Here is a 21,591-nt window from a genome sequence, read left to right on the forward strand (position 1 = left end):
ATCTATATTTTATCCAATAAGTAAGCTATTTGCACGATCGGCAAATACAAGAATGAGCCAAACATGATTTTCAATGCTGATTTTCTAGAACAATCTCTCATCAGTGAGAAAGTTTGAGCTAAGAACAAAACGCCGCAAATCGTAACCACAACAGCTGAATTGATGCCAGTCAGGCCGAAGTACATTGGCAACAAACCCAAGGGTATCAAAAACAGGGTATAAATCATTATTTGAATAGCAGTATTCAGATCTTTTTTCCCACCACTAGGCAATAACTTAAATCCCGCTCTTTTATAATCTTCATCACTCACCCAAGCAATGGCCCAGAAATGTGGGAATTGCCAGATAAATTGAATCCCGAATATAATAATAGCTTCTACACTAATGGCTCCTGTAGCAGCTGTCCAACCCAACAATGGAGGCATTGCACCCGGAATCGCTCCTACAAAGACAGCGATTGGTCCAACACGCTTCAAAGGTGTATATACAAATATATACAGCACCATACTTAACACTCCAAGTAAAGTAGTAAGTGGATTGGTAAAAAACCAAAGTATCGAAATTCCTAAGAAGCCAGTGATGAAAGTAAACAAATACGCTTCTTGAAGAGATATTTGCTTCATTGGTAAAGGACGCTTTTCTGTCCTTTTCATCAACTTATCATATTCCTTTTCAAGAATTTCGTTTGCCGCACCGGAAGCTCCAGTGATCAAAAACCCTCCTATCATAAGTGCAAAAAACGCAACCCATGAAAATATAGCTCCCGTATCTCCTAGAATAAAACCAAATACAGCTGAGAAAGTAACCAAGGCTGACAACCTAAGTTTAATCAACTCTAAGTAAGCTTTTACCCTAAAAACTAGAGCATCAATTAATGACTGTTCTGATATATTAATAGTTCTCATGAACTGAAGTATCTAATTGTAATTTTTTCTGGTCACTCAGCTGTAACAACAATATAAACTGAATGCCAATAATCAATGAACCAAATAACAAATGAATTGGCTGAAGAAAAGCGGGAACAGCAAAATAAGCCATTCCAACACCTGTAGCTATTTCAATTGCAATAATTCCTACTAGAATCAAAGACCAATTATAGAGTAATGTCTTTCTTAACGAGTACTTATAAACCTTATAAATAAATAGAAGATGTATACCCAATAATACAAGTGAATAAGACCTATGTATAAGGAAAGGTAAACCTAATCTATCCACCCATTCAGATCTCAGCAAATAACCAAGCTCAAAGGCAACTTTATCTATCTCTTCCCTTACTTGAGTACCAAGTACAATTTGTACAAGCATCAAAACAAAGCCTACTAAGAGAATATAGTAAAGCCTTTTTGGTTTTTCCGTTGCATAATTAGTCTTGAAAGCCAATCTATATGACCTGTAATAAGTATATAGAAGTAAACAAACTATGACAAGAGCCAAAACCATGTGCAAAGTTATCATCCAAGGAAGAAGGTTGGTAGACACAACAATCGACCCTATCCATGCCTGGAATAGAACAAGGAACAGATTGAAAACTGAAATGATGGTAATAGTCTTATCTGTTTTCCATAAAGACAATGACCTATAGACTGTCAATAAGACAAGTATACCAATAACAGCACCAACAAGTCTATTCAAGTATTCAATCCACGTTTTCACGGGATTAAACTCTTCTTCAATTAGAATCGACTTATCATTCCTGATTTCGTCAGCCTTCTTTTGAAAACCTAAACTTTCCAACTGAGCAACAAACTTGTTATTTTTCTCAACCCTTTTGGCTAAGTATATGTCCTGATAATCGTTTGGGAGCTGATTCACGCTGGTAGGCGGAACCAAACTCCCAAAACATTTTGGCCAGTCGGGACATCCCATTCCAGAACCTGTGCTCCGGACTATCCCTCCAACTAATATCAGAAAATAAACAGCTATCACAGTAATCAAACTGATACTGCGAAAGCTGTTAATTGATTTAAGAATTTGTAGATTCATTAGCGACTAAAACGGCCTCCTCATCAGCGATAATCTCCTTCTCTAATTTTACCAATTCTTGCTCATGCGGCAAGTTAGATTCAGGAGTAGCGGACAACGGAACTGTTTGTGGAATATAATCCTCAGCAGCTCCAGGCTTGGAATAATCATATGGCCATCTGTAAACAGATGGAATCTCTCCAGGCCAGTTACCATGCTGTGGATGCAAAGGAGTTGTCCATTCCAATGTGTTTGATCTCCATGGATTAAGTGTCGCAACTCTTCCTTTATACATTGAATAGAAGAAGTTGAATAAGAAGATCAATTGAGCAGCAAATGTTAAAATCGCAGCGACTGAAACAAACAAATTCAGATCAGTATACATGTTGGTAAATTCAAAGCCAGTCCAAGAATAGTATCTTCTTGGGAAGCCGGCAATACCAATATAGTGCATAGGGAAGAATACTAAGTATACCCCGATAAACGTAGCCCAGAAATGGATATATCCAAGACGAGCATCCATCATCCTACCAAACATTTTAGGGAACCAATGATATACACCTGCCATCAATCCAAAGAAAGAGGCTGAACCCATTACAAGGTGGAAGTGAGCTACTACAAAGTATGTATCATGTAGCTGAATATCAATTGCCGAGTTTCCAAGGAAAATACCGGTCAAACCACCGGATATAAAGAAGGAAACCAATCCAATTGAAAACAACATACCAGGAGTAAAGATCAAATTACCTCTCCACAATGTTGTCAGATAATTGAACACTTTTACAGCAGATGGGATAGCAATAATTAATGTCAAGAACATAAAGATGGAACCCAAGAAAGGATTCATCCCTGAAACAAACATGTGGTGAGCCCATACTACAAACGATAGAATGGTAATACCAAGCATGGAAATAATCATGGCTTTGTAACCAAATATCGGTTTCCTTGCATTGGTAGCTATAACCTCTGAAGTAATACCTAATGCAGGCAACAATACAATGTAAACTTCAGGGTGACCAAGGAACCAGAATAAATGCTGATACAAAACAGGGCTACCACCAGTATTTGGCAAAGCTTCGCCTCCAATATAAATATCAGATAGGTAGAAACTAGTGCCGAAACTTCTATCAAATACCAACAATAAAGCGGCAGAGAACAAAACAGGGAAGGACAATAGACCAATAACAGCCGTTAAGAAGAAAGCCCAGATTGTCAAAGGCAATCTAGAGAAAGACATACCTTTTGTCCTCAAGTTAATAACCGTTGTTATATAATTGATACCTCCAAGTAGAGACGAAGCAATAAAGAAGGTCATCGCTATTAACCACAATGTCATACCCAAACCAGAACCTGGAATTGCTTGCTCTAGTGCAGAAAGAGGAGGATAAACAACCCAACCACCTCCAGCAGGACCTGTCTCGATAAATAGAGAGATGAACATAATCACTCCGGATACAAAGAAGAACCAGTAAGACAACATGTTCATAAAGCCAGATGCCATATCCCTTGCCCCAATTTGCAATGGGATAAGGAAATTTGAGAATGTTCCTGACAGACCTGCTGTAAGAACAAAGAATACCATTATAGTGCCGTGCATCGTCACCAATGCAAGATAAAATTCTGGATCAAGTGCACCGTCCGGAGTAATCCATCCACCTAGAATAGGCCGCAACCATTCTAGACTCATATCTGGAAAACCCAATTGAAGTCTAAATATCAATGATAAAAGACCTCCAATTATTGCCCAAAAAATACCAGTAACCAGAAATTGCTTACCGATCATTTTATGGTCAGTACTGAAAATGTACTTGGTGATAAAATTGTCGTGATGCTCGTGATCATGATGATCGTGAGCTGCATCACTATGAGAAGCTACACTAGCTGTTGCCATAATTATTTAATTTAATTACTTATGTTCGCTGATGGTAATTTCAGCTAATTCTTTCAAATCTGCAGGAAGGCCTTCAACCAATGATGGGTTGTTGACAATATATGGTTTCTGCTCAGACATCCATTTTCTGAATTCATCAGGCTCAACTACACGAATTTCTTTTCTCATCGCGTTATGACCACGGCCACAAATCTCTGTACAAGCGATTTCGTACACAAACTCATCATTACCTGTCTCTCTGCGCATTTCTTCAGTAGTCTTGGTAGGTGTAAACCAAAATCTAGTCGGCATACCAGGCACTGCGTCCATTTTAAGTCTCATGTGTGGCGCAAATACTGAATGCAAAACATCACGAGCTCTGATTTTGAACAATACTGGCTCTCCTTTTGGAATTACTACCACTGGTGACATAAAATCATCTAGAGAATTTTTGTCAGTGAAGTCAACACCAGATACATTAGTCGCAGATGTTAATCTGTAATCATGCTCACCTAATGTATTATCCATGCCAGGGTATCTAACCTCCCAAGCAAACTGATAACCCAAGATTTCAACAACATGTGAATTTTCGGGAGCTGGAGCAGTTATGTCTGACCAAGCTCTCCAACCACCGATAACCAAAAAGGTCAAAACAATCGCAGGAACAATGGTCCACAAAACCTCTAGTTTATTGTTATCTGGATAGAAAGTAGCAACTCTATCTTCTTTCCATTGGTACTTGTATGGAAACCAGAAAAGAAGAATGTGTGTAATGATAAACACAACTCCTGTAACAGCCATAGTTACCCAAAACAATTGATCGGTAATTACACCATGTTCTGAGGCAATAGGAAGCTGATAGTTATCAAATTCCTTAATGGAATACCAAAACATTAGGATGGTAGCTCCAATCAAGAAGAAGACGAACATCAAAGCATTAATTTTGTTGCTACCGGAAGCAATTTTTTTATCACTCCCTTTTACAACTGAAACGAGTGTCTGGATCCTGTATACCATCCAAATAATGGACAGTAATAAAAGGGTACCTACAGCAATAAGAAATCCGTACATAATTTTAAACTTTTCGGATAATTAAATATGATGATGATAACTTTCCTCCAACATCGGATGGTTTTTAGCAATCAGAGGTTTTTTAGCTAATCCACCGAGCACCACTAAGGCAACTGCAGAACCATAAACCAAAAACATTCCCAATTCCATTAAACCAAATCCGCCGTTTTGTCCAAGTGTACCTGGTTGTACCATTAAGAAGAAATCAAACCAGTGACCAAGGATAATTAGAGAACAAACCACCTTTAAGAAGATTGCGTGTCTTTTTGCATCTCTTGTCATAAGAACAAGGAAGGGTAGAAAGAAGTTTAGAACTAGATTTACAAAAATGAACGGGCTATACACGTCACTTTCCAACCTTTCAACAAAGTATACAGACTCCTCAGGAATATTGGCATAATAGATCAATAAAAACTGAGAAAACCAGATGTATGTCCAGAATATAGAGAAAGCAAAAACAAACTTACCAAGATCGTGAATATGGTTTTCATTCACCATTTCCAAATAGCCTCTTTCTCTAAGAAATACCACTACTAGGGTGATGGCAGAAAGGCCAGCTACAAACCAAGATGCAAATACATACCATCCGAACATAGTAGAAAACCAGTGTGTATCGATCGACATTACCCAATCCCATGCAGAAATGGAAGAAGACACTGCGAAAAATATCAAGAAAATAGCAGACCATTTTCTAATTTGACCCCAATAGCTAGTACCACCGTGAATATCTTCTTCAAAAGAAAGGTTTTTCAATTTATTAAAGAAAAACACCCAGAATCCAAAGAATACTACAAGCCTGATAACAAAGAATAAAGGAAACGTTCCTTTTTCCATTGGCCAGTAGAAATAACTTCCTTTTCCATCAATAATTTTATCATAATGAGAATCATTAGGATCAAAGAGGTCACTATGAGTCCAGTGAAATAAATCATGGTTCACAATGAAAAAACTTACGATCATCAATCCAGCTGCGAAAGGCAACCAATATCCGAAAGAAAGCATAACTCTTAATATTCCGGCTGACCAGCCAGCTTGAGCTGCATATTGGATGGCAAAGAAAAAGACACCAATGACGGCTATTCCTGTAAAGTAAACATTGTTAATCCAGAGATTGGCGAACAAACGCTGGTACCAGTGATAGGCATGATCTCCACCTTCCGCATGGTCATGACCTCCACCAAACATGGCCATCACGATACCAATTGCAAGTATAACGGCACCTATTACCAATACCGTCATGATTGACTTCTTCAGCGCTGCTGTGAACTCAAATTTTTGATCCAAATTGTAGTTTGTAGTGCTATGAGCCATGATTATTGTTTCTGAATTTCTTGTTTAACATAGTGAACAATTTTCCAAATCCTCTCTTGAGGGATTTGAGAACCGTGCGCTCCCATACGTCCTTTACCTTTCATGATCACATGAAAAATATGACCTTCAGGAAGATCAATGTATGCACCACCTTTAAGGTTGGCAACACCACCGACTACTTCGCCGGCCTTTCCATCACCTTCACCGCCCGGTCCATGGCAAGTAGCGCAATACTGGGTATATAGCACTCTACCTTCCGCGATAACTTCATCTGTAGCTTCAATCGGACTCTGCATTTCTGCAGCTTTTTCCAACTCAAAAGTCTTAAGTCTATAAGGAAGATAACCATCTCTGTTTCTAGGGACAGTATTCGCTACAGGCTCTCTCATGTTCATTCCATGAGGGTTGTTGGTGTTACTGTTGAAAAACTCACCTTTACCGTCTTCACGGCTTGACAACCAACTTCCCTCTTCCTCATTTTGAATTTGAGAAAGGGGCTCATAGGCAACAGAGTTGTACATCTGAGGTGCATACTCATAACCAGGATGATCACCTGAAGCACCACAAGATGCTACACCAAAGGCAAAACCTGCTAGAGCGATTGTATATAGATATTGTTTGATTTTCATAACTTCCATTTACCTATTCAAAACTTTTTTTATTGACCTCGGTGGCACCGGTAAGCTTAAGCACATCAGCTAATTTCTCTTCTCCAATACTAGCATTATTAGCCAAGTCTATCGCCATGACATGCTTGTCATCTGTAATACGGAGATCAAATATTCTAGCTTGTCCCCAAGGTTTCAAATTACTTGCAACCATAAAGACACCTACCATACCGAATGCTGCCAAAAGAACTGTAAGTTCAAATGTAACGGGGATAAATGCCGGTAAAGAAGCATGGTCTTTACCACCAATAATCATTGGCCAATCAAATTTCATCATATAGAACTGCATCGTCAAAGCCAATGTAGTACCAATAAGTCCGAAAATAAATGCGGCAATTGGGAGTCTACTTCTTCTATATCCCAAAACTTCATCTAAACCGTGAACAGGAAAAGGAGAATAAACTTCGTGAATTTTCACACCTGTTTTTCTAATCTGCGTCACAGCGTCCATTAATACATCCTCATCGTCATACACCCCGAGGATAAAATTTTTATCTCTTTCCATGCTTATTTAGATTGTTTAGTGGATGAAGATTTAATGATTGATTTAATTTCGAACATATTGATTACTGGGAAGAACTTCGCGAAAAGGAAGAAAAGAGTGAAGAACAATCCGAAAGTAAATAGATAAACACCAACATCAGCCCATGTAGGGTAGAACATTGCCCAAGAAGATGGCAAGAAATCTCTATGAAGAGATGTTACGATAATTACAAATCGTTCAAACCACATTCCTATGTTTACTACAAGAGACAAGATAAATGTAAGTACGATAGATGTTCTGATTTTCTTAAACCAAAATAATTGAGGCGATATCACATTACATGTCATCATAGACCAATATGCCCACCAATATGGACCAAAAGCCCTATTGACGAATGCATACTGCTCAGCTGCAACACCGGAATACCAAGCAATAAAGAACTCAGTAATGTATGCAATACCTACTATAGAACCTGTAATGATGATAACGATGTTCATCAATTCAATATGGCCAATAGTGATGTAATCTTCTAGTTTAAATACTTTTCTAGTGACAATCATCAACGTAAGTACCATGGCAAAACCAGAGAAAATCGCACCAGCAACGAAGTATGGAGGGAAAATTGTGGTATGCCATCCTGGGATTACCGAAGTAGCAAAGTCAAATGATACAATTGTGTGTACAGAAAGTACAAGAGGTGTTGCGAGACCTGCAAGAATCAAAGACACAGTTTCAAATCTGCTCCATGTTTTTGCAGCACCATCCCAACCAAAAGCCAAGGCACTATAGATAACTTTTCTTAATCCAGTTGCTCTATCTCTAATAGTAGCAAAATCAGGTATCAAAGCAATGTACCAAAACACCAACGATACAGAGAAGTATGTTGAAATAGCGAATACATCCCAAAGAAGTGGTGAGTTGAAGTTTACCCAAAGAGATCCAAATGTATTCGGTAATGGAAGTGCCCAATAAGCACCTAACCATGGCCTACCCATGTGAATAATTGGGAACATTGCAGCACAGATTACGGCAAAAATTGTCATCGCTTCTGCAGCTCTGTTAATTGCCATTCTCCATTTCTGTCTGAACAACAATAAAACTGCGGAAATCAATGTACCAGCGTGACCAATACCAACCCACCATACGAAGTTGGTAATATCCCAAGCCCAACCAATGGTCTTGTTAAGGCCCCACATTCCGATACCTTCCCAAAGGGTCGCGGCTAAGGCAATAAATCCAAGAGCCAATGCACCTACAGATACCAAAAGCGCCAATAGCCAAAGCATACTTGGTTTGCCTTCGACCTGCCTAGAGATATCATGTGTGACGTCTTTCAGGGTTTTTCCGCCGGTAATCAGCGGCTCACGTACGGATGAAGTAACTTGCATATCTTATAAAATTATTATTACGCTTCTGATTTTTCCTTATTTCTGATTTTGGTAAAATACCATACGTTTGGACTGACGTTGATCTCTTCCAATACGTGATAAGCCCTATCTTCATTTACCTCTTTCAATGCAGAAATGGTATTTTCTTCGATTTTGAGCATCTCCGTAATCTTACTGTTTGGATCATTCATGTCACCGAACACAATGGCATCAGTAGGACATGCAGAGGCACAAGCAGTATTGATTTCTCCGTCTTGTACTTTTCTAGCTTCCTTCTTGGCAGTTAATTTACCAAGCTGAATTCTCTGTACGCACATAGAGCATTTTTCAATTACACCTCTAGCCCTAACAGTAACATCCGGATTCAATACCATCTTACCAAGATCATCATTCTGAGCCACATTCACAGCCGAGAAATCTTTGTTATCATGGTATTTGAACCAGTTAAACCTTCTTACTTTATAAGGACAGTTATTGGCACAATATCTAGTACCAATACATCTGTTATAAGTCATTTGGTTGAGACCTTCAGAAGAGTGCGTTGTTGCAGCGACTGGACAAACTGTCTCACATGGAGCATTATTACAATGCTGACACATCATTGGCTGAAACGTAACCTCAGGATTGTCTGCAGCTCTCTCCAATTCACTATTTGAGCTAGAGCCTTCTGGAGAACTGTAATACCTGTCTATTCTAATCCAGGCCATTTCTCTTCTGTTCAGTACTTCCTGCTTTCCTACTACTGCCACGTTGTTTTCAACTTGACAAGCAACAGTACATGCTCCACAACCAATACAAGAGTTCATATCGATAGCTAAGCCCCAATGGTGCTGACTATATTTATGCCCTTCCCAAAGAGATACTTTAGATGGCTTTACGAATTCGCCTTCTTTGTAAACTTTTGGCTTATATCTTCCTGCAGATGTATCTTCTTTATAATCAGCTAAAGTAGCTTCTTGGATCACAAACTCTCTTCCCATGTAGGTCTGATGAGTTTGCGTCTGTGCTATTTTGTATGAATCACCTGTAATTTCAACACTGACACCTTCAGTGACATCATAATTTGTAAAGCCTTTTGATGAATCTAACAACGCATAAGCATTGACACCAACACCATCAGCAACTCTACCGGCTTTAGTTCTTCCATATCCTAGTGCAAGACCAAAAGTACCATCAGCTTGACCTGGCTGTACCAATACCGGTACAATCAAGGTTTTATCACCGACAGTGATTTTTGCTTTCTTAGTAGCACCTTCGACCATTTTGACGCCGTTATCTTTGGCCCACTTTTGAGATACTGTCAAATAGTTATCCCAAGTAGCTTTTGAAATTGGGTCGGACATTTCTTGTAACCAAGGGTTATTCGCAAACGAACCATTACCAATTCCTATTTTTGTGTAAATGGCTAATTCAGCACCCGCATTATCCGCTTTATAAGTCCTTCCTAGAGCTGAAGCAGCTGCAGAAACGTCTCCGCTACCAGTGACTTCTACGCTTTCAGATTCGACAGAATAGACACCATTATAAAGTGATCTATCCCAAAACTCTTGACTATCTGTGATTTCAGACTGAATTCCCATAAGAGAAGTAGTCCAGTTTTCTTGTAAGAAATCAAAATAGTTTGTGTCTTCTCCAGACCAAATCAGGAATGATTCCTGGGCTTGTCTAGTATCAAACAATGGTGAAATGGTTGGCTGAGACAAACTGTACTCACCGCTTCTAGGATTGAAATCATTCCAAGATTCCAAATAGTGATGGTCTGGAGCGATATATTGAACCAATGATGAGGTTTCATCCATGGTACCATTTGTCGCTACAGAAACTTTTGCTTTTGAAATACCTTCTTCAATTTCAGCACCTTTTGCAAAGTCATATACAGGATTACAGTTATAGAAAATAACTCCTCCAACTCTACCTGCATTTAGGTCTGAAACAAACTTATTCATTTTGTCATCATCCCCTTTTCTGAAATAAGATGGCTTTGAAAAATCAACTGATTTGCCATTGTTGCCCAAAAGGTCATTGATTGCATTGATTACAATCTGAACGTTTGGATCATTGGACCCAGAAACAACAATCGAATTTCCTCTGTTTGCCCATAGCTCATTGGCAGCCTGATCAAGATGTGCAATTTCTACAGCTCCACCAGAAACTGTTGCTGCACCAGCTTTTCTCGCTAAGGCGTTATAAAGCGCCAAAACTGCAAGACCAGATTGAGAAGGTTTGATTGGCGTTCTGTAATCAGCATTTGCACCTGTCAAAGACAAGTTGGTCTCAAACTGAAAGTGTCTGGACATTGTCCTGTTTTCGCTTGAGATTTTTCTTCCTTTTACATATTGCTTTGCAAATTCAATAGGAGAAATCCAGGTACCTAAAAAGTCAGCACCAAAACTCACAATGACTTTTGCATTGTCAAATTTATAAGTAGGCAAGCCAGCGACACCATAAGTTGTCTCTGCGGCCTTGAGTATTCCATAATTAGAAATCGGATCATAGGTAATCACTTCAGCACCCATTGCTTCTGCAAAAGTATCCAAAGCTTTCTGAGTAGATGGGGAAAGAACTGTGTTGGTCACAATCTTAACAGCACCTGCTGAAGCCAAGCTTGACTTCAATTGGCTATCAAGCGTTGACCAATCTGATTTCTCACCATTTATGTAAGGTCCAGCAAGTCTTTGTTTATCATATAGAGACAAAACAGAGGCTTCCACGATAGAATTTACTCCCTTTCCGTTAATAGGAGAAAGTTCGTTACCATCAATTTTGATAGGCCTTCCTTCTCTGGTTTTAACTACAATGGAGGCATAATCTCCACCTGAAGCAAACGTAGAAGCATAATAATTTGGAATGGATGGATTGATATCAACAGGCTTGTTGACATAAGGAATGGCTTTTCTTACCGGCGCTTCGCAAGCGGCAAGAGAAGCAGCTGCAAGGCTAAATCCCATTAATTTAAGGAAATCTCTCCTGGAAGATCCTTCTTCACCACCCAATGAGGATGGCCCTTCAGGAAATTCTCTATCTGCATTTTTTACAAACTCCGGATCGTTTGTGAGTTCCTCTAGCCCTTTCCAATAGGTCTTTTTATTTTCCTTCATTGTATATTCAAGAAAAGTAAGTTCTGAATTTATTTATATTAATAATGGCACTTTGCACATTCCAATCCACCGATATCTTTTACTTTCAGTGGGTCTTTAGAATCGCTATGTAATTGCACCAATTTATCGTAGTATTCATTTTTCTCAAAACGGATATTTGTCTGTCTGTGACAATCAATACACCATCCCATAGTCAAAGAACTATGCTGATATACTACTTCCATTTCCTCTATAGGACCGTGACAAGTTTGACACTCCACTCCGCCCACAGCCACGTGCTGTGCGTGGTTGAAATATGACAAATCTGGAAGGTTATGAACCCTCACCCATTCAATAGGCTGATCATTGTCTACAGCATTATATATTTTTTGGATTTCAGGAGAGATACCATCTTTACCTCCAACATTCTGAATGTGCATATGACAGTTCATACATATATTAGCAGATGGGATATTCGCTGATTTTCCAAGTTCTACACCTGTATGGCAATACTGACACTGCATCTCATATTGTCCAGCATGAAGTTCATGAGAGAAAGCGATTGGTTGCTTTGGTGCATAACCTTGTTGAACACCTACTGTGTAAAGTTCATCAATTGCCGTTTTGGCCACTAAAGCAATTACTATAGTCGTGACAATAATGATCATTGCATCAGACTTGAAAACTTTAGCGAAATCATACTTTTGATTTACAAAAGCCTGATCATCTTCTTCAAGGTTTTGGGTATTAAGATACTTGGTAAGGATTGAAATAATCAAACCAAGTACTACTAGGATAAGTACAAGGACTAAAACCAATACCCCAAGAATGATTGTCAAGTATTCGCTTGGAACACCAGAACCTCCGGCAACACCGCCTTCAGCACCTTCACCACCGGCAGCTGCGGCTGCAGGATCGGCTTTGTCGCCATATTCCACATAGGCAAGCAGGTTCAATAGATCATCATCAGACAAGAATTCATGAGCTGGCATGGCCAACTGATTGTATTCATTGTAGATGGCCACAGCCTCAGCATCTCCAGAAGCAATCAAAGCTTGAGAGTTTCTGATAAAGCTTTTAGTCCAATCTATGGAATGTCTGTCAGTAACCCCTCTTAATGCCGGTCCGACATTCTTTTGGTCCAACCTATGACAAGTCCTACAATTGGCATTGAAAATCGACTTCCCTGCTGCGATAGCTTCTTCAGCATCAGAAACATCAGGGTGAGCCGCAAAGACTTGTGTTCCTAAACTCAGGAATAAAAGCATCACTAGGGTGCTTATTTTCATCGGAACACGTGATAACGAGCGATTGATCGACATATTTATACTTAATTAAACAGTTTAATGCACGGTTTTGAATAAACATTGCAAATGTACTACCCCAATTCTTATTTTCAAACTCGTATGCAATACAAGTCAGCAATCTGTAAACAGCTGTAATTGAATAGTAAGTCATTGTATTACAATATATTACAAATTTAATTTTTCCTTCAAAATCAATTTAGAATCATTATAAATAAATCATATTACACAACCTTTTATACTGACGGAAGCATTCTGAACATGGCACATGAATCAGGATATTTTTATCCAGTATAAACTTTAGAGAAATATACTTGAATTTAAAAATGAACTTGTTTTTGCAAAAAAGGCGAATATCCATACATTTGCATTCCGATTCAAAAAGGTCGAGTGGCCGAGTGGCTAGGCAGAGGTCTGCAAAACCTTGTACAGCGGTTCGAATCCGCTCTCGACCTCCAATTCATAAAAGCATCTCTAAAAAGGGGATGCTTTTTTTATTGGCAAATATTTTCACCTTGGATATTTTTTTAAATAATTGGTGAAGCCTAGATAATCATTCACCTTATACTCTCGCTCATTTGCTCAAGGATTTTTTACTAAGAAAAGGTAACTTTTAACCTTAACTTATGATATAAGCACATGAAAAATAAACACTTACCAATCATACTGATTTTTCTTTTTTCTTCCTGCGATCTTGTAGGCGATCTTCTCAATACCTCTTATTCTACAACATTCAAGGAATCCTTTGACATCATTATACCGGAAGGAGAATATACTGAACCATCACCTTTCTTGATCAATCGACAAGAAGACATCGACCTTACTGATGATAGCTTCCCTAGTGAAATTAGGGCTGGGGTATCTGAACTTTTGGATATACAATTCAAAGAAGTACTACTGACTTTTAGTGGTGAACTTGTCACTGATGGAGCAAGAATCTCTCAAGATGCAGGAATTATAAGCGGTAAAATACTCTTCGCCAATCCAGACAAACCTTCGCAAACAATCGAGATAATCGTACCACCCGTTTCTTCAGCAGAAGAAAATGCCGTAAGCTTGCCGCTACCGGATAACGTCGCCAATAGCATCACACAATTATTTTTGGAAAATCCCAGAGTTACTTTTTCAATGGACTTTAAATATGTAGGACCAGCCCCATTTGAAGGTAAAGTAGATATGGAAATCCCCATGGAAGTATCTATAGGAGTCATATAAATACAAATAAGATACCTAATCTCATCAATGGATTGCTCCTTCTACAAAGAAGGTATTGGAATATGGGCTGATAATAGCTAATTTATTCCAATTCAAGCAATTCAATCCTTATGGCCCTTATTTTAAAAATAAACGGTGTTGAGAAAGTGTTAGACATCAACCCGCAAGAACCCTTACTATATGTCTTGAGAGAGGAGTTTGGATTAAATGGCTCCAAATTCGGTTGTGGACTTCAGCAATGTGGTACCTGTTTTGTTTTGGCTGACGGAGAAGCTATGCCTACATGCCTTCAGCCTTGCCAAAATTTTCAGGAAATGGATATTATTACCATTGAAGGACTTGCAGACGGGGATAAACTTCACCCTTTACAAGAATCTTTTTTTAATGAACAGGCAGCCCAATGTGGCTACTGTCTAAACGGCATGTTGATAGCTGGACTCGCTTTGCTGAAGAAAAACGCCAAACCAAATGAAGATGAAATCAGAATAGCATTGGATAAAGTTATCTGCCGCTGTGGCACCCATAGCAGATTTATAAGGGCTGTGAAAAAAGCATCTGAAACGCATTCAAAATTTTAAGGCATGGATATCTTTAAAACCAACAGGCGTGATTTTCTGAAAAATACAGGGCACCTTATAATTGGCTTCAATTTATTTCCTTTCTCATCCTGCAGCACCACAGAAAATGAAGTCTCATACAATACTTATGATGGAATTCCTGAAAGGGCACATATCAACCGTGACTTGATTGATTCTTGGATAAGGCTGGATGCAGAGGGACATTTGACGGTTTTGACAGGTAAACAAGAACTAGGGCAGGGAATCAGAACAACCTTGATGCAGATTGCTGCCGAAGAGTTGGATATTGAAATGGAAAAGTGCCACATCATAAATGGGGATACTGGCCAGACCGCCAATGAAGGATATACAGCAGGCAGTAACTCAGTGGAAGGGAGTGGCAAAGCTATTAGAGAGGCAGCCGCTGAAGCCCGAGATTTTCTGCTAAATATCATAGCATCCAACTGGAACACAGAAAAATCTCATCTGACAGTAAAAAATGGTGTGATAACAGGTCCAAATGGACAAGAAAGCAGTTACTGGGAGTTGTTAGATGGAACCTATTATGAAGCGAAAATAAGTGGGAATGCCCCAATCAAGTCTCCAAAAGACCACAGTTTAATCGGCCAGGCAATACCAAGAGAAGACATCAAAAAGCTTGTCAAGGGCGAAGCGCATTTTGTCCATGACCTCAGACTTCCAGGTATGGTACACGCAAGGGTAATCCATCCACCTGCTTATGGAGCAAAGCTAAAGAATGTTGATTTGCAAACAGTCCACGAAATGCCAGGAGTCCTTAAAACAATTAGGGACGGATCTTTTTTAGCAGTCATTGCTACCAGAGAATTCCAAGCCATAAATGCTTGGCAACAGCTCAAGGAATCAGCTGAATGGGAATTAACCGAAATAAAAGTCCTACCTAAAAATCTTTTTGAGGACCTCAAGCAAAATGCTCAAGCAGCTCAGGTAATTGAAGATAGTCCAGGTATTATTCAAAAGATCAACCAATCTTCAAAAAAGCACAAAGCAACTTATTTAAGACCTTATCACATGCACGGCTCCACTGGCCCTTCCTGTGCTGTGGCGCAATGGGAGTCAGGGCAGCTGACGGTATGGTCACCAACTCAAGGCGTCTATCCACTTCAGGCTACTTTATCTGACCTTTTTGACATAGAAAAAGAAAATATCAGGTGCATAGGAATGCCAGGATCGGGATGTTATGGGCACAATGGTGCAGATGATGTATCGGCAGAGGCTGCACTGATTGCCAAGCATTACCCTGACGCTCCAGTCCGGTTACAGTGGATGCGGGAGGATGAACACATGTGGGAACCTTATGGGTCTGCCATGAGGATTGAGTTACAGGCAGGAATAGACAGTCAAGGACTCATCACCACTTGGGATACGCATATCTGGTCCGACACCCATAGCACAAGACCGAATGGAAATGCCGGCCATTATATATCTGCCAGACATTTAGAAAACTCATTTGAGTTCAAAAAAGGAGGGTTTTCTGGAGGATCCTACCGGAATGCCACACCTCTATACAACATATCCTCTAAAAGATTGCAATTATACAATTATGACGGGCCTCTCCGGACTTCAGCCCTGAGAGGTTTGGGTGCTTATGGAAATATATTTGCTTTGGAATCTTTTATGGATGAATTGGCAAATCTGGCAGATGAAGACCCAATTGAATTCAGAAAAAACAACCTGGATGACCCAAGGGCAATAGCGGTATTGGACAAACTGGCTAAGGAAACCGATTATCATAACCGAATCCAACAAAGCAATACGGGTTACGGAATAGCCTTTGCCAAGTACAAAAACTCAGCAGCTTACTTTGCCGTGCTGGCAGAGGTAGAAGTCCATCATGAGAAAAAGGAATTCCACTTAAGAAGACTCACAGGAGTCATTGATGCCGGGCAATGTATCAACCCTGATGGACTTATCAATCAAACCGAAGGAGGTATGATCCAGTCTGCCAGTTGGACGCTTTTGGAAGAAGTAAGATATGATGAAAGGGGGATTTTGAGTAAAGACTGGAACTCCTATCCGATCCTGCGCACCAAACAAACCCCTGAAGTAAAAGTCCATGTCATCAACCGACCGGAAGAAAAACCTCTTGGCGCCGGAGAAGCAGCGCAAGGGCCAGTCGCAGCAGCCATCATTAATGCCTTGTCTTCACTATTGGGTAAAAGGGTATATAAATTACCTTTAAGGGAGTATTTCGAAGTGTGAATAATAAGGGAAAATCAAGTACTCACTCCATTATTCTTAAATTATATTCTATACTTCCTACATTTTTGGTGCGCCAAATTTTCAATTGTTGGCCATTATATTCATAATGATGTTCCCCACTCAAAACATAAGAAGGACCAAATAAGGCGGGCACGGGAAAAAACAAAGTATCAATAAAGTTAATTGAATTTCCAGAAACCTCTAGCTTGCCGGCTCCATACCCAAAGGGTAAACTTGTGGTAGTTTTATAAAAGCCATTTGATATTTTCAAGGCTACCTCTTCAAAAAGATCCTCATCAGAGCCACTAGTTTGAAAAGTGCCCTCAAAGGCTAATTCCTGGTTCACATCCAAATCTACCTTTAATTCATCGTCAACACAGCCAAAGACAAAAACTGCGATTATAAGAATTGCTAACGATTTTTTCATGTTTTAGATTTTATTTCCCATATCAGTTGTAAAAGACTTACCCCTACCCAATTATTCAATTTGGAATTTTTATTTTAATTAGTTTTCGCTCACCTGTTGGATTGGAAACAGGAAAGGCAAGACTTTGTCCCTGATCTACCCAACTAATTATATTTCCATATGAAGTAATGAGAAAATCCTCCTTTAGAAATGAAACCTGCTTAAGTTTTCCACTTAACATATTCAATACCCAGACCTGACCTCTTCCGGATCTATCAGATACAAATGCAAGCAAATTCTCCTGAAAAAGTGAAAATGAAGAAGAAGTATCATTCCAAGGAGAAACCACTAGGTCTGACATTTGAGGACCATTGTTAAGATCAATGCGGAAAATATTGAATATTTGTCTGTTATCAACTTCTTGTCGAATATCCACCGAGACCAAATCAGAAAATGAGGAAACATCCATACTTGTATGATATCGCAAACTTAAAAATTGAGATGATTGTCTGATTTCCGGCAAAAGCACTTCCGAATCAGCGTCATTGTTTAGTCTCCACAATCCAAACACTTTTCTTTCCAAAGAATCCGACATAAATAACAGCGATTGGTCGTCCTTAGCAAAAGTTGGGAAATAATGGTGATGAGAACCGTCTTTCAACAGACTGATTTCCTTAGTCCCTAAATCATAGATTTCCAAGTGAATTGGAGTATATCCTTCAGCAACTTGGTTTAGCCCGTCTGAGGTACCATATACCAGCCGACTTCCATCTCTTGACCACTGAGGATGATAACATTGCTCTCTAATCATCTCAGTGTGGCCCGTTGTCAGGTCTTTTAGAAAAAGACTTGAAATACCATATTCTGGGCCTGATTCGATCAATCGATAGTTTGAAATATATGCTACCTTATCACCTTGGATATTTACCTTTGGATAATTTATCGCATTCCAATTCTCCATTTCTATGATAGCTTCATATTCAGGAAAAGAATTGGGAACAGTCATCACTGTATTTGAAGTCGTTTCTTGGCCAGCACGATGTGAGGTGATATAAAATTCATATGGCTTTCCAAATTCAGCATTCGGAACCATATATTCATTTTCATTTCTACCTATCCGCGCCAAACTTACAAAATCATTTTCCCCTGGATACTTAACAAAAACCTCATAACGACTTCCTTCTATAACACGATCACAGGTCCATTTCTCACATATTCTGTGGAAGTCCCATTCAAGTAATATCTTCCCTTCTTCATTCAGATTGGCAATCAGCCGTGGTATGCTAAGAGTTGCACCCTCGGGAATGGGATCATCCCATTGCTTTTCGCAGCTTAATAAAAGGACTGTTAGAAGAAGAAATGTGAGGCCATTTTTCATAATCAAAACTTGTATCCCATTCCAAATTGTAACCCAAATTCATTCAGGTTGTAGTTTGTGGATTCAAAGGGAATTGTTGCATGTCTTTTGAAATGGGGATGGACAAAGAAACCTACTTTGTTGAAATAATGTTCGGCAGCGATTCCCACAAGGTAACCCAATCCAGATTGGGTATAGGTAGAATTCCCTGACCGCTGAATATCCAACATAGGACCCGCATTCACATACAAAAATGGAAAAATGGAATAACGCATTAAAACTGGTATACTAGTCATTTGAAATCTTTCGAATGGAGTAAGCACGGTCAACTCCTGGACAGAATGCATTTTGTTACTGTGACCAAGTCTATATTTCATATCTGCTGCAGCAAAACCTAATCCAGCCTCAATTGCCCATTTCTTACCCAATTCTTTTCCTACCAAAAAACCGTACTCCCTAAACCCCTCTGGATCATACCCTATTATTCCTCCTCCAATCATCTCTTCCTTTGCTAGCATTGCAGCATCGGAAATACCGTAATATATTTTCCCGTAGAAAGAATTTTGGGCTTGTGAGGTGTGAACCACAAAAAAGACCAGTAACACCAAAATAGAAACGCCCAGCTTGTTCATGATAGTTTTACCAATTGTGTGGAAATAGGATTGATGAATAACAAGAATTTTTTCACATATAAGCATATACTATACAAGACGTAAGAATCAATCTAAACGCAACAAGAAATTTTTCTAGGTTTTTTTTTAATGCATCAATCCTGCTAAAATAAAGTTAACCGAGTCATTTATGGGATCCCTATAAAAATCTGGCTTCGATCATATTTGACTGCCAGAATATAGGATTTTATGGCTTGTCCAAGAAATGCGATTTGGCTTTGAATCAAAAATTTTCCAACCCGCCCTTACTTAAACAGAAAAATATATTTACTTTTTCGGATGAAAATTTAAACTTTGGCTTTTCTAAAAATTTCACTCAAACACACTATATGAAAAAACTTTTTCTTTTTCTTTTTATCCCGCTCATTTTTGGTGCATGTACGGATATGGAAGAGCCAAATCGTGTATTGGAAACAGAATTACTTGTGCTAAAAGTGTCCTCAAATACTTTAGTGGGCACAGAGACTGGCATTGTTATGACCCATACCGAAGATGGCATTCCTATATCTTTTTCCAGTTTTCGTAACGGTTCCACCCTTAGTCTTGAGGTGGAAAAAAACCGAAAATACCACTTGACTGTACTTAAAAGTAAATTCGTTGGAGGAAGAAAAATCATCGGCCTGGAGACATATAGTAATGTAAACGATAGACAAATAGAAGTGGGAAATACCAAAAGGGAGGATCACCTGCTTGGTGATGGCTCATTCGTTATGTATGTAAGCCATCATTTAACATTGAGTTCTTGCATGGTATCTACAGACCATGGCATTGTATCCCGCAATGGGACTGCAAACTCAAACTCAATATATACCCAGGCAGCTTACTTTGCTTCCTCTGTGGAACACCTGCTCACTGCAAAAACAATGAGCGGAGAAATTGGCTATACGTTTTTCAATAGACCAGAAAAATTCAGTGTTTCTACGTATGAATTTTCTAAATTAAACCGTTTTGATAAAGAAGTATCTATACCCTCTAAAAACTATCAACGGTTCAATTATAAAATCGTCAATCTGAAAAAGGATGCGGGAGACTGGCAGAATCAATTCGTACTCAACTTTGATCAAATCGGAAACAATCCCTACCCCATGCCTGAGTATATCAAATTAGGCTATCTTAATCAGTTTGAAGTATACGAAACCAGCGTTTGGGCAGAGAAAAATGCTTTGGAAAGTATAGGGTTTCACAAAATAGGAGAGTCCCCCCAGTCTATTCAGATGCCAGAAGGATACAATATTGGGATTGAATCCAACCCTATTACTGCATTTCGTTTTTCTACTAATTTCTCCCACAACCGTTGGCGTGCTTCCTATTCTCAATTTTTCAATTATGGGATTGAAATAAAATGGGAAGTAAACGGTGAAGGAAACGAGTTAAGCATCAAATCTTTCCATGATGACTTAATTAACGAATTGCCCGAATTCAAAAACCTTTCTGATTTTATCTTAATGGACATTACTGCAATCAAAGGAGACAACAGTTACGGTGATGTTTTAAAGGAAAAATTTCAACACTCAGACCCATTTAAAAAATTTGAATATACCTGGATTAAAAAAGTGGCAACAAATTAAAAGTAATTTGATCAAATCCTCCGCTTCCAGGAATTCCCTTCTAAATTTGGATGAATAGTACAATTGTTACCTGCTTACCTTCCAACTTGTCTTTTTCAAGGCCCAAGACCTATACAGGTAACAAAACACCCTTCCATCCAGCCAGAACTATATTTGCAATCTATAAAACCGGGCCAATCCAGCAGAAATCCTTGTGCATCAGGAGTACCTCGATTCTTGGAGAATTTATTTAAAATCACTCCTGAGGCACTTGTAGTACTAAAATCTTTGCATGGATAATCGTCAAAAACGAATCGATCAGACATGGAACTTACATTGGCCAACATTTGCCCCTCCAATAACCTTCACGCTCAATGAAGGCCTAATTTCAAAAGAGAAAGCACTTACACTTACGTGTTTCTTCTCTCTAGGGCTCAGTAAACTGTAAAACAAAGCATATAC

General features: G+C 39.1%; 17 protein-coding genes and 1 tRNA gene. 5 read left to right on the forward strand and 13 right to left on the reverse strand.

Features of this window, described 5'->3' with window-relative positions:
- Positions 1–2: 2 nt before the first annotated feature.
- The 10 genes from cyoE to CLW00_RS15255 are packed head-to-tail and all read right to left on the reverse strand — an operon-like array spanning position 3 to position 13,153.
- The gene (cyoE, locus tag CLW00_RS15210; RefSeq protein WP_106134551.1) at positions 3–905 is read right to left on the reverse strand and encodes a heme o synthase; all 903 of its coding nucleotides are present in this window, start codon (positions 903–905) and stop codon (positions 3–5) included.
- Complete coding sequence (locus CLW00_RS15215; RefSeq protein WP_106134552.1) at positions 892–1,983, reverse strand: COX15/CtaA family protein; 1,092 nt, start codon at positions 1,981–1,983, stop codon at positions 892–894. Before CLW00_RS15215 ends, cyoE begins: the two co-directional genes overlap by 14 nt.
- Positions 1,964–3,853, reverse strand: coding sequence for a cytochrome c oxidase subunit I (locus CLW00_RS15220; RefSeq protein ID WP_106134553.1), 1,890 nt, complete (start codon positions 3,851–3,853; stop codon positions 1,964–1,966). The genes CLW00_RS15215 and CLW00_RS15220 overlap by 20 nt, the downstream gene beginning before the upstream one ends.
- Before the next feature lie 15 nt (positions 3,854–3,868).
- On the reverse strand, positions 3,869–4,903 hold the full coding sequence (locus CLW00_RS15225) for a cytochrome c oxidase subunit II (RefSeq protein WP_106134554.1): 1,035 nt from the start codon (positions 4,901–4,903) through the stop codon (positions 3,869–3,871).
- Positions 4,904–4,924: 21 nt separating this feature from the next.
- The gene (locus CLW00_RS15230) at positions 4,925–6,214 is read right to left on the reverse strand and encodes a quinol:cytochrome C oxidoreductase (protein WP_106134555.1); all 1,290 of its coding nucleotides are present in this window, start codon (positions 6,212–6,214) and stop codon (positions 4,925–4,927) included.
- 2 nt (positions 6,215–6,216) lie between these two features.
- The gene (locus tag CLW00_RS15235) at positions 6,217–6,843 is read right to left on the reverse strand and encodes a c-type cytochrome (protein ID WP_106134556.1); all 627 of its coding nucleotides are present in this window, start codon (positions 6,841–6,843) and stop codon (positions 6,217–6,219) included.
- A gap of 13 nt (positions 6,844–6,856) precedes the next feature.
- On the reverse strand, positions 6,857–7,387 hold the full coding sequence (locus CLW00_RS15240; RefSeq protein ID WP_106134557.1) for a DUF3341 domain-containing protein: 531 nt from the start codon (positions 7,385–7,387) through the stop codon (positions 6,857–6,859).
- 2 nt (positions 7,388–7,389) lie between these two features.
- Positions 7,390–8,754 carry an NrfD/PsrC family molybdoenzyme membrane anchor subunit gene (gene nrfD / locus CLW00_RS15245; protein WP_106134558.1) on the reverse strand — a complete coding sequence of 455 codons (1,365 nt, stop codon included), beginning with the start codon at positions 8,752–8,754 and terminating at the stop codon, positions 7,390–7,392.
- 17 nt (positions 8,755–8,771) lie between these two features.
- The gene (locus CLW00_RS15250) at positions 8,772–11,852 is read right to left on the reverse strand and encodes a TAT-variant-translocated molybdopterin oxidoreductase (RefSeq protein WP_106134559.1); all 3,081 of its coding nucleotides are present in this window, start codon (positions 11,850–11,852) and stop codon (positions 8,772–8,774) included.
- 38 nt (positions 11,853–11,890) lie between these two features.
- Positions 11,891–13,153, reverse strand: coding sequence for a c-type cytochrome (locus CLW00_RS15255; RefSeq protein ID WP_106134560.1), 1,263 nt, complete (start codon positions 13,151–13,153; stop codon positions 11,891–11,893).
- Between the two features lie 366 nt (positions 13,154–13,519).
- Between CLW00_RS15255 and CLW00_RS15260 the strand changes: the two genes are divergently transcribed.
- The 4 genes from CLW00_RS15260 (at position 13,520) to CLW00_RS15275 (ending at position 17,148) form a co-directional block, all read left to right on the forward strand.
- Positions 13,520–13,593 (forward strand) — tRNA-Cys (locus CLW00_RS15260).
- 181 nt (positions 13,594–13,774) lie between these two features.
- Positions 13,775–14,350 carry a hypothetical protein gene (locus CLW00_RS15265; RefSeq protein WP_106134561.1) on the forward strand — a complete coding sequence of 192 codons (576 nt, stop codon included), beginning with the start codon at positions 13,775–13,777 and terminating at the stop codon, positions 14,348–14,350.
- A 110-nt stretch (positions 14,351–14,460) separates the two neighbouring features.
- Positions 14,461–14,928, forward strand: a complete 468-nt coding sequence (locus CLW00_RS15270) for a (2Fe-2S)-binding protein (RefSeq protein WP_106134562.1) — start codon at positions 14,461–14,463, stop codon at positions 14,926–14,928.
- A 3-nt stretch (positions 14,929–14,931) separates the two neighbouring features.
- A complete protein-coding gene (locus CLW00_RS15275; protein WP_106134563.1) occupies positions 14,932–17,148 on the forward strand; it encodes a xanthine dehydrogenase family protein molybdopterin-binding subunit in 2,217 nt (738 codons plus the stop codon).
- A 22-nt stretch (positions 17,149–17,170) separates the two neighbouring features.
- Here the strand turns inward: CLW00_RS15275 and CLW00_RS15280 are convergent, their stop codons facing one another.
- Genes CLW00_RS15280 through CLW00_RS15290 form a run of 3 tightly spaced genes read right to left on the reverse strand, consistent with a single transcriptional unit; the run spans position 17,171 to position 19,543 of the window.
- Positions 17,171–17,575 carry a hypothetical protein gene (locus CLW00_RS15280; protein ID WP_106134564.1) on the reverse strand — a complete coding sequence of 135 codons (405 nt, stop codon included), beginning with the start codon at positions 17,573–17,575 and terminating at the stop codon, positions 17,171–17,173.
- A 55-nt stretch (positions 17,576–17,630) separates the two neighbouring features.
- Positions 17,631–18,932: a TolB family protein gene (locus CLW00_RS21415; protein ID WP_106134565.1), complete on the reverse strand. Its 1,302-nt coding sequence runs from the start codon at positions 18,930–18,932 to the stop codon at positions 17,631–17,633.
- Positions 18,933–18,934: 2 nt separating this feature from the next.
- Complete coding sequence (locus tag CLW00_RS15290) at positions 18,935–19,543, reverse strand: outer membrane beta-barrel protein (RefSeq protein WP_170073228.1); 609 nt, start codon at positions 19,541–19,543, stop codon at positions 18,935–18,937.
- A 368-nt stretch (positions 19,544–19,911) separates the two neighbouring features.
- Here CLW00_RS15290 and CLW00_RS15295 point away from each other — a divergent pair, with 368 nt between their 5' ends.
- A complete protein-coding gene (locus CLW00_RS15295) occupies positions 19,912–21,150 on the forward strand; it encodes a hypothetical protein (RefSeq protein WP_146131433.1) in 1,239 nt (412 codons plus the stop codon).
- The last annotated feature ends 441 nt before the right edge of the window (positions 21,151–21,591 follow it).

It is taken from the genome of Mongoliibacter ruber, assembly GCF_003003005.1.
Lineage (GTDB): Bacteria > Bacteroidota > Bacteroidia > Cytophagales > Cyclobacteriaceae > Mongoliibacter > Mongoliibacter ruber.

Coding starts and splice junctions, on each gene's coding strand:
- cyoE (WP_106134551.1), bottom strand. CDS start 905: ATGAGAACTATTAATATATCAGAACAGTCATTAATTGATGCTCTAGTT.
- CLW00_RS15215 (WP_106134552.1), bottom strand. CDS start 1,983: ATGAATCTACAAATTCTTAAATCAATTAACAGCTTTCGCAGTATCAGT.
- CLW00_RS15220 (WP_106134553.1), bottom strand. CDS start 3,853: ATGGCAACAGCTAGTGTAGCTTCTCATAGTGATGCAGCTCACGATCAT.
- CLW00_RS15225 (WP_106134554.1), bottom strand. CDS start 4,903: ATGTACGGATTTCTTATTGCTGTAGGTACCCTTTTATTACTGTCCATT.
- CLW00_RS15230 (WP_106134555.1), bottom strand. CDS start 6,214: ATGGCTCATAGCACTACAAACTACAATTTGGATCAAAAATTTGAGTTC.
- CLW00_RS15235 (WP_106134556.1), bottom strand. CDS start 6,843: ATGAAAATCAAACAATATCTATATACAATCGCTCTAGCAGGTTTTGCC.
- CLW00_RS15240 (WP_106134557.1), bottom strand. CDS start 7,387: ATGGAAAGAGATAAAAATTTTATCCTCGGGGTGTATGACGATGAGGAT.
- nrfD (WP_106134558.1), bottom strand. CDS start 8,754: ATGCAAGTTACTTCATCCGTACGTGAGCCGCTGATTACCGGCGGAAAA.
- CLW00_RS15250 (WP_106134559.1), bottom strand. CDS start 11,852: ATGAAGGAAAATAAAAAGACCTATTGGAAAGGGCTAGAGGAACTCACA.
- CLW00_RS15255 (WP_106134560.1), bottom strand. CDS start 13,153: ATGTCGATCAATCGCTCGTTATCACGTGTTCCGATGAAAATAAGCACC.
- CLW00_RS15265 (WP_106134561.1), top strand. CDS start 13,775: ATGAAAAATAAACACTTACCAATCATACTGATTTTTCTTTTTTCTTCC.
- CLW00_RS15270 (WP_106134562.1), top strand. CDS start 14,461: ATGGCCCTTATTTTAAAAATAAACGGTGTTGAGAAAGTGTTAGACATC.
- CLW00_RS15275 (WP_106134563.1), top strand. CDS start 14,932: ATGGATATCTTTAAAACCAACAGGCGTGATTTTCTGAAAAATACAGGG.
- CLW00_RS15280 (WP_106134564.1), bottom strand. CDS start 17,575: ATGAAAAAATCGTTAGCAATTCTTATAATCGCAGTTTTTGTCTTTGGC.
- CLW00_RS21415 (WP_106134565.1), bottom strand. CDS start 18,932: ATGAAAAATGGCCTCACATTTCTTCTTCTAACAGTCCTTTTATTAAGC.
- CLW00_RS15290 (WP_170073228.1), bottom strand. CDS start 19,543: ATGAACAAGCTGGGCGTTTCTATTTTGGTGTTACTGGTCTTTTTTGTG.
- CLW00_RS15295 (WP_146131433.1), top strand. CDS start 19,912: ATGAAAAAACTTTTTCTTTTTCTTTTTATCCCGCTCATTTTTGGTGCA.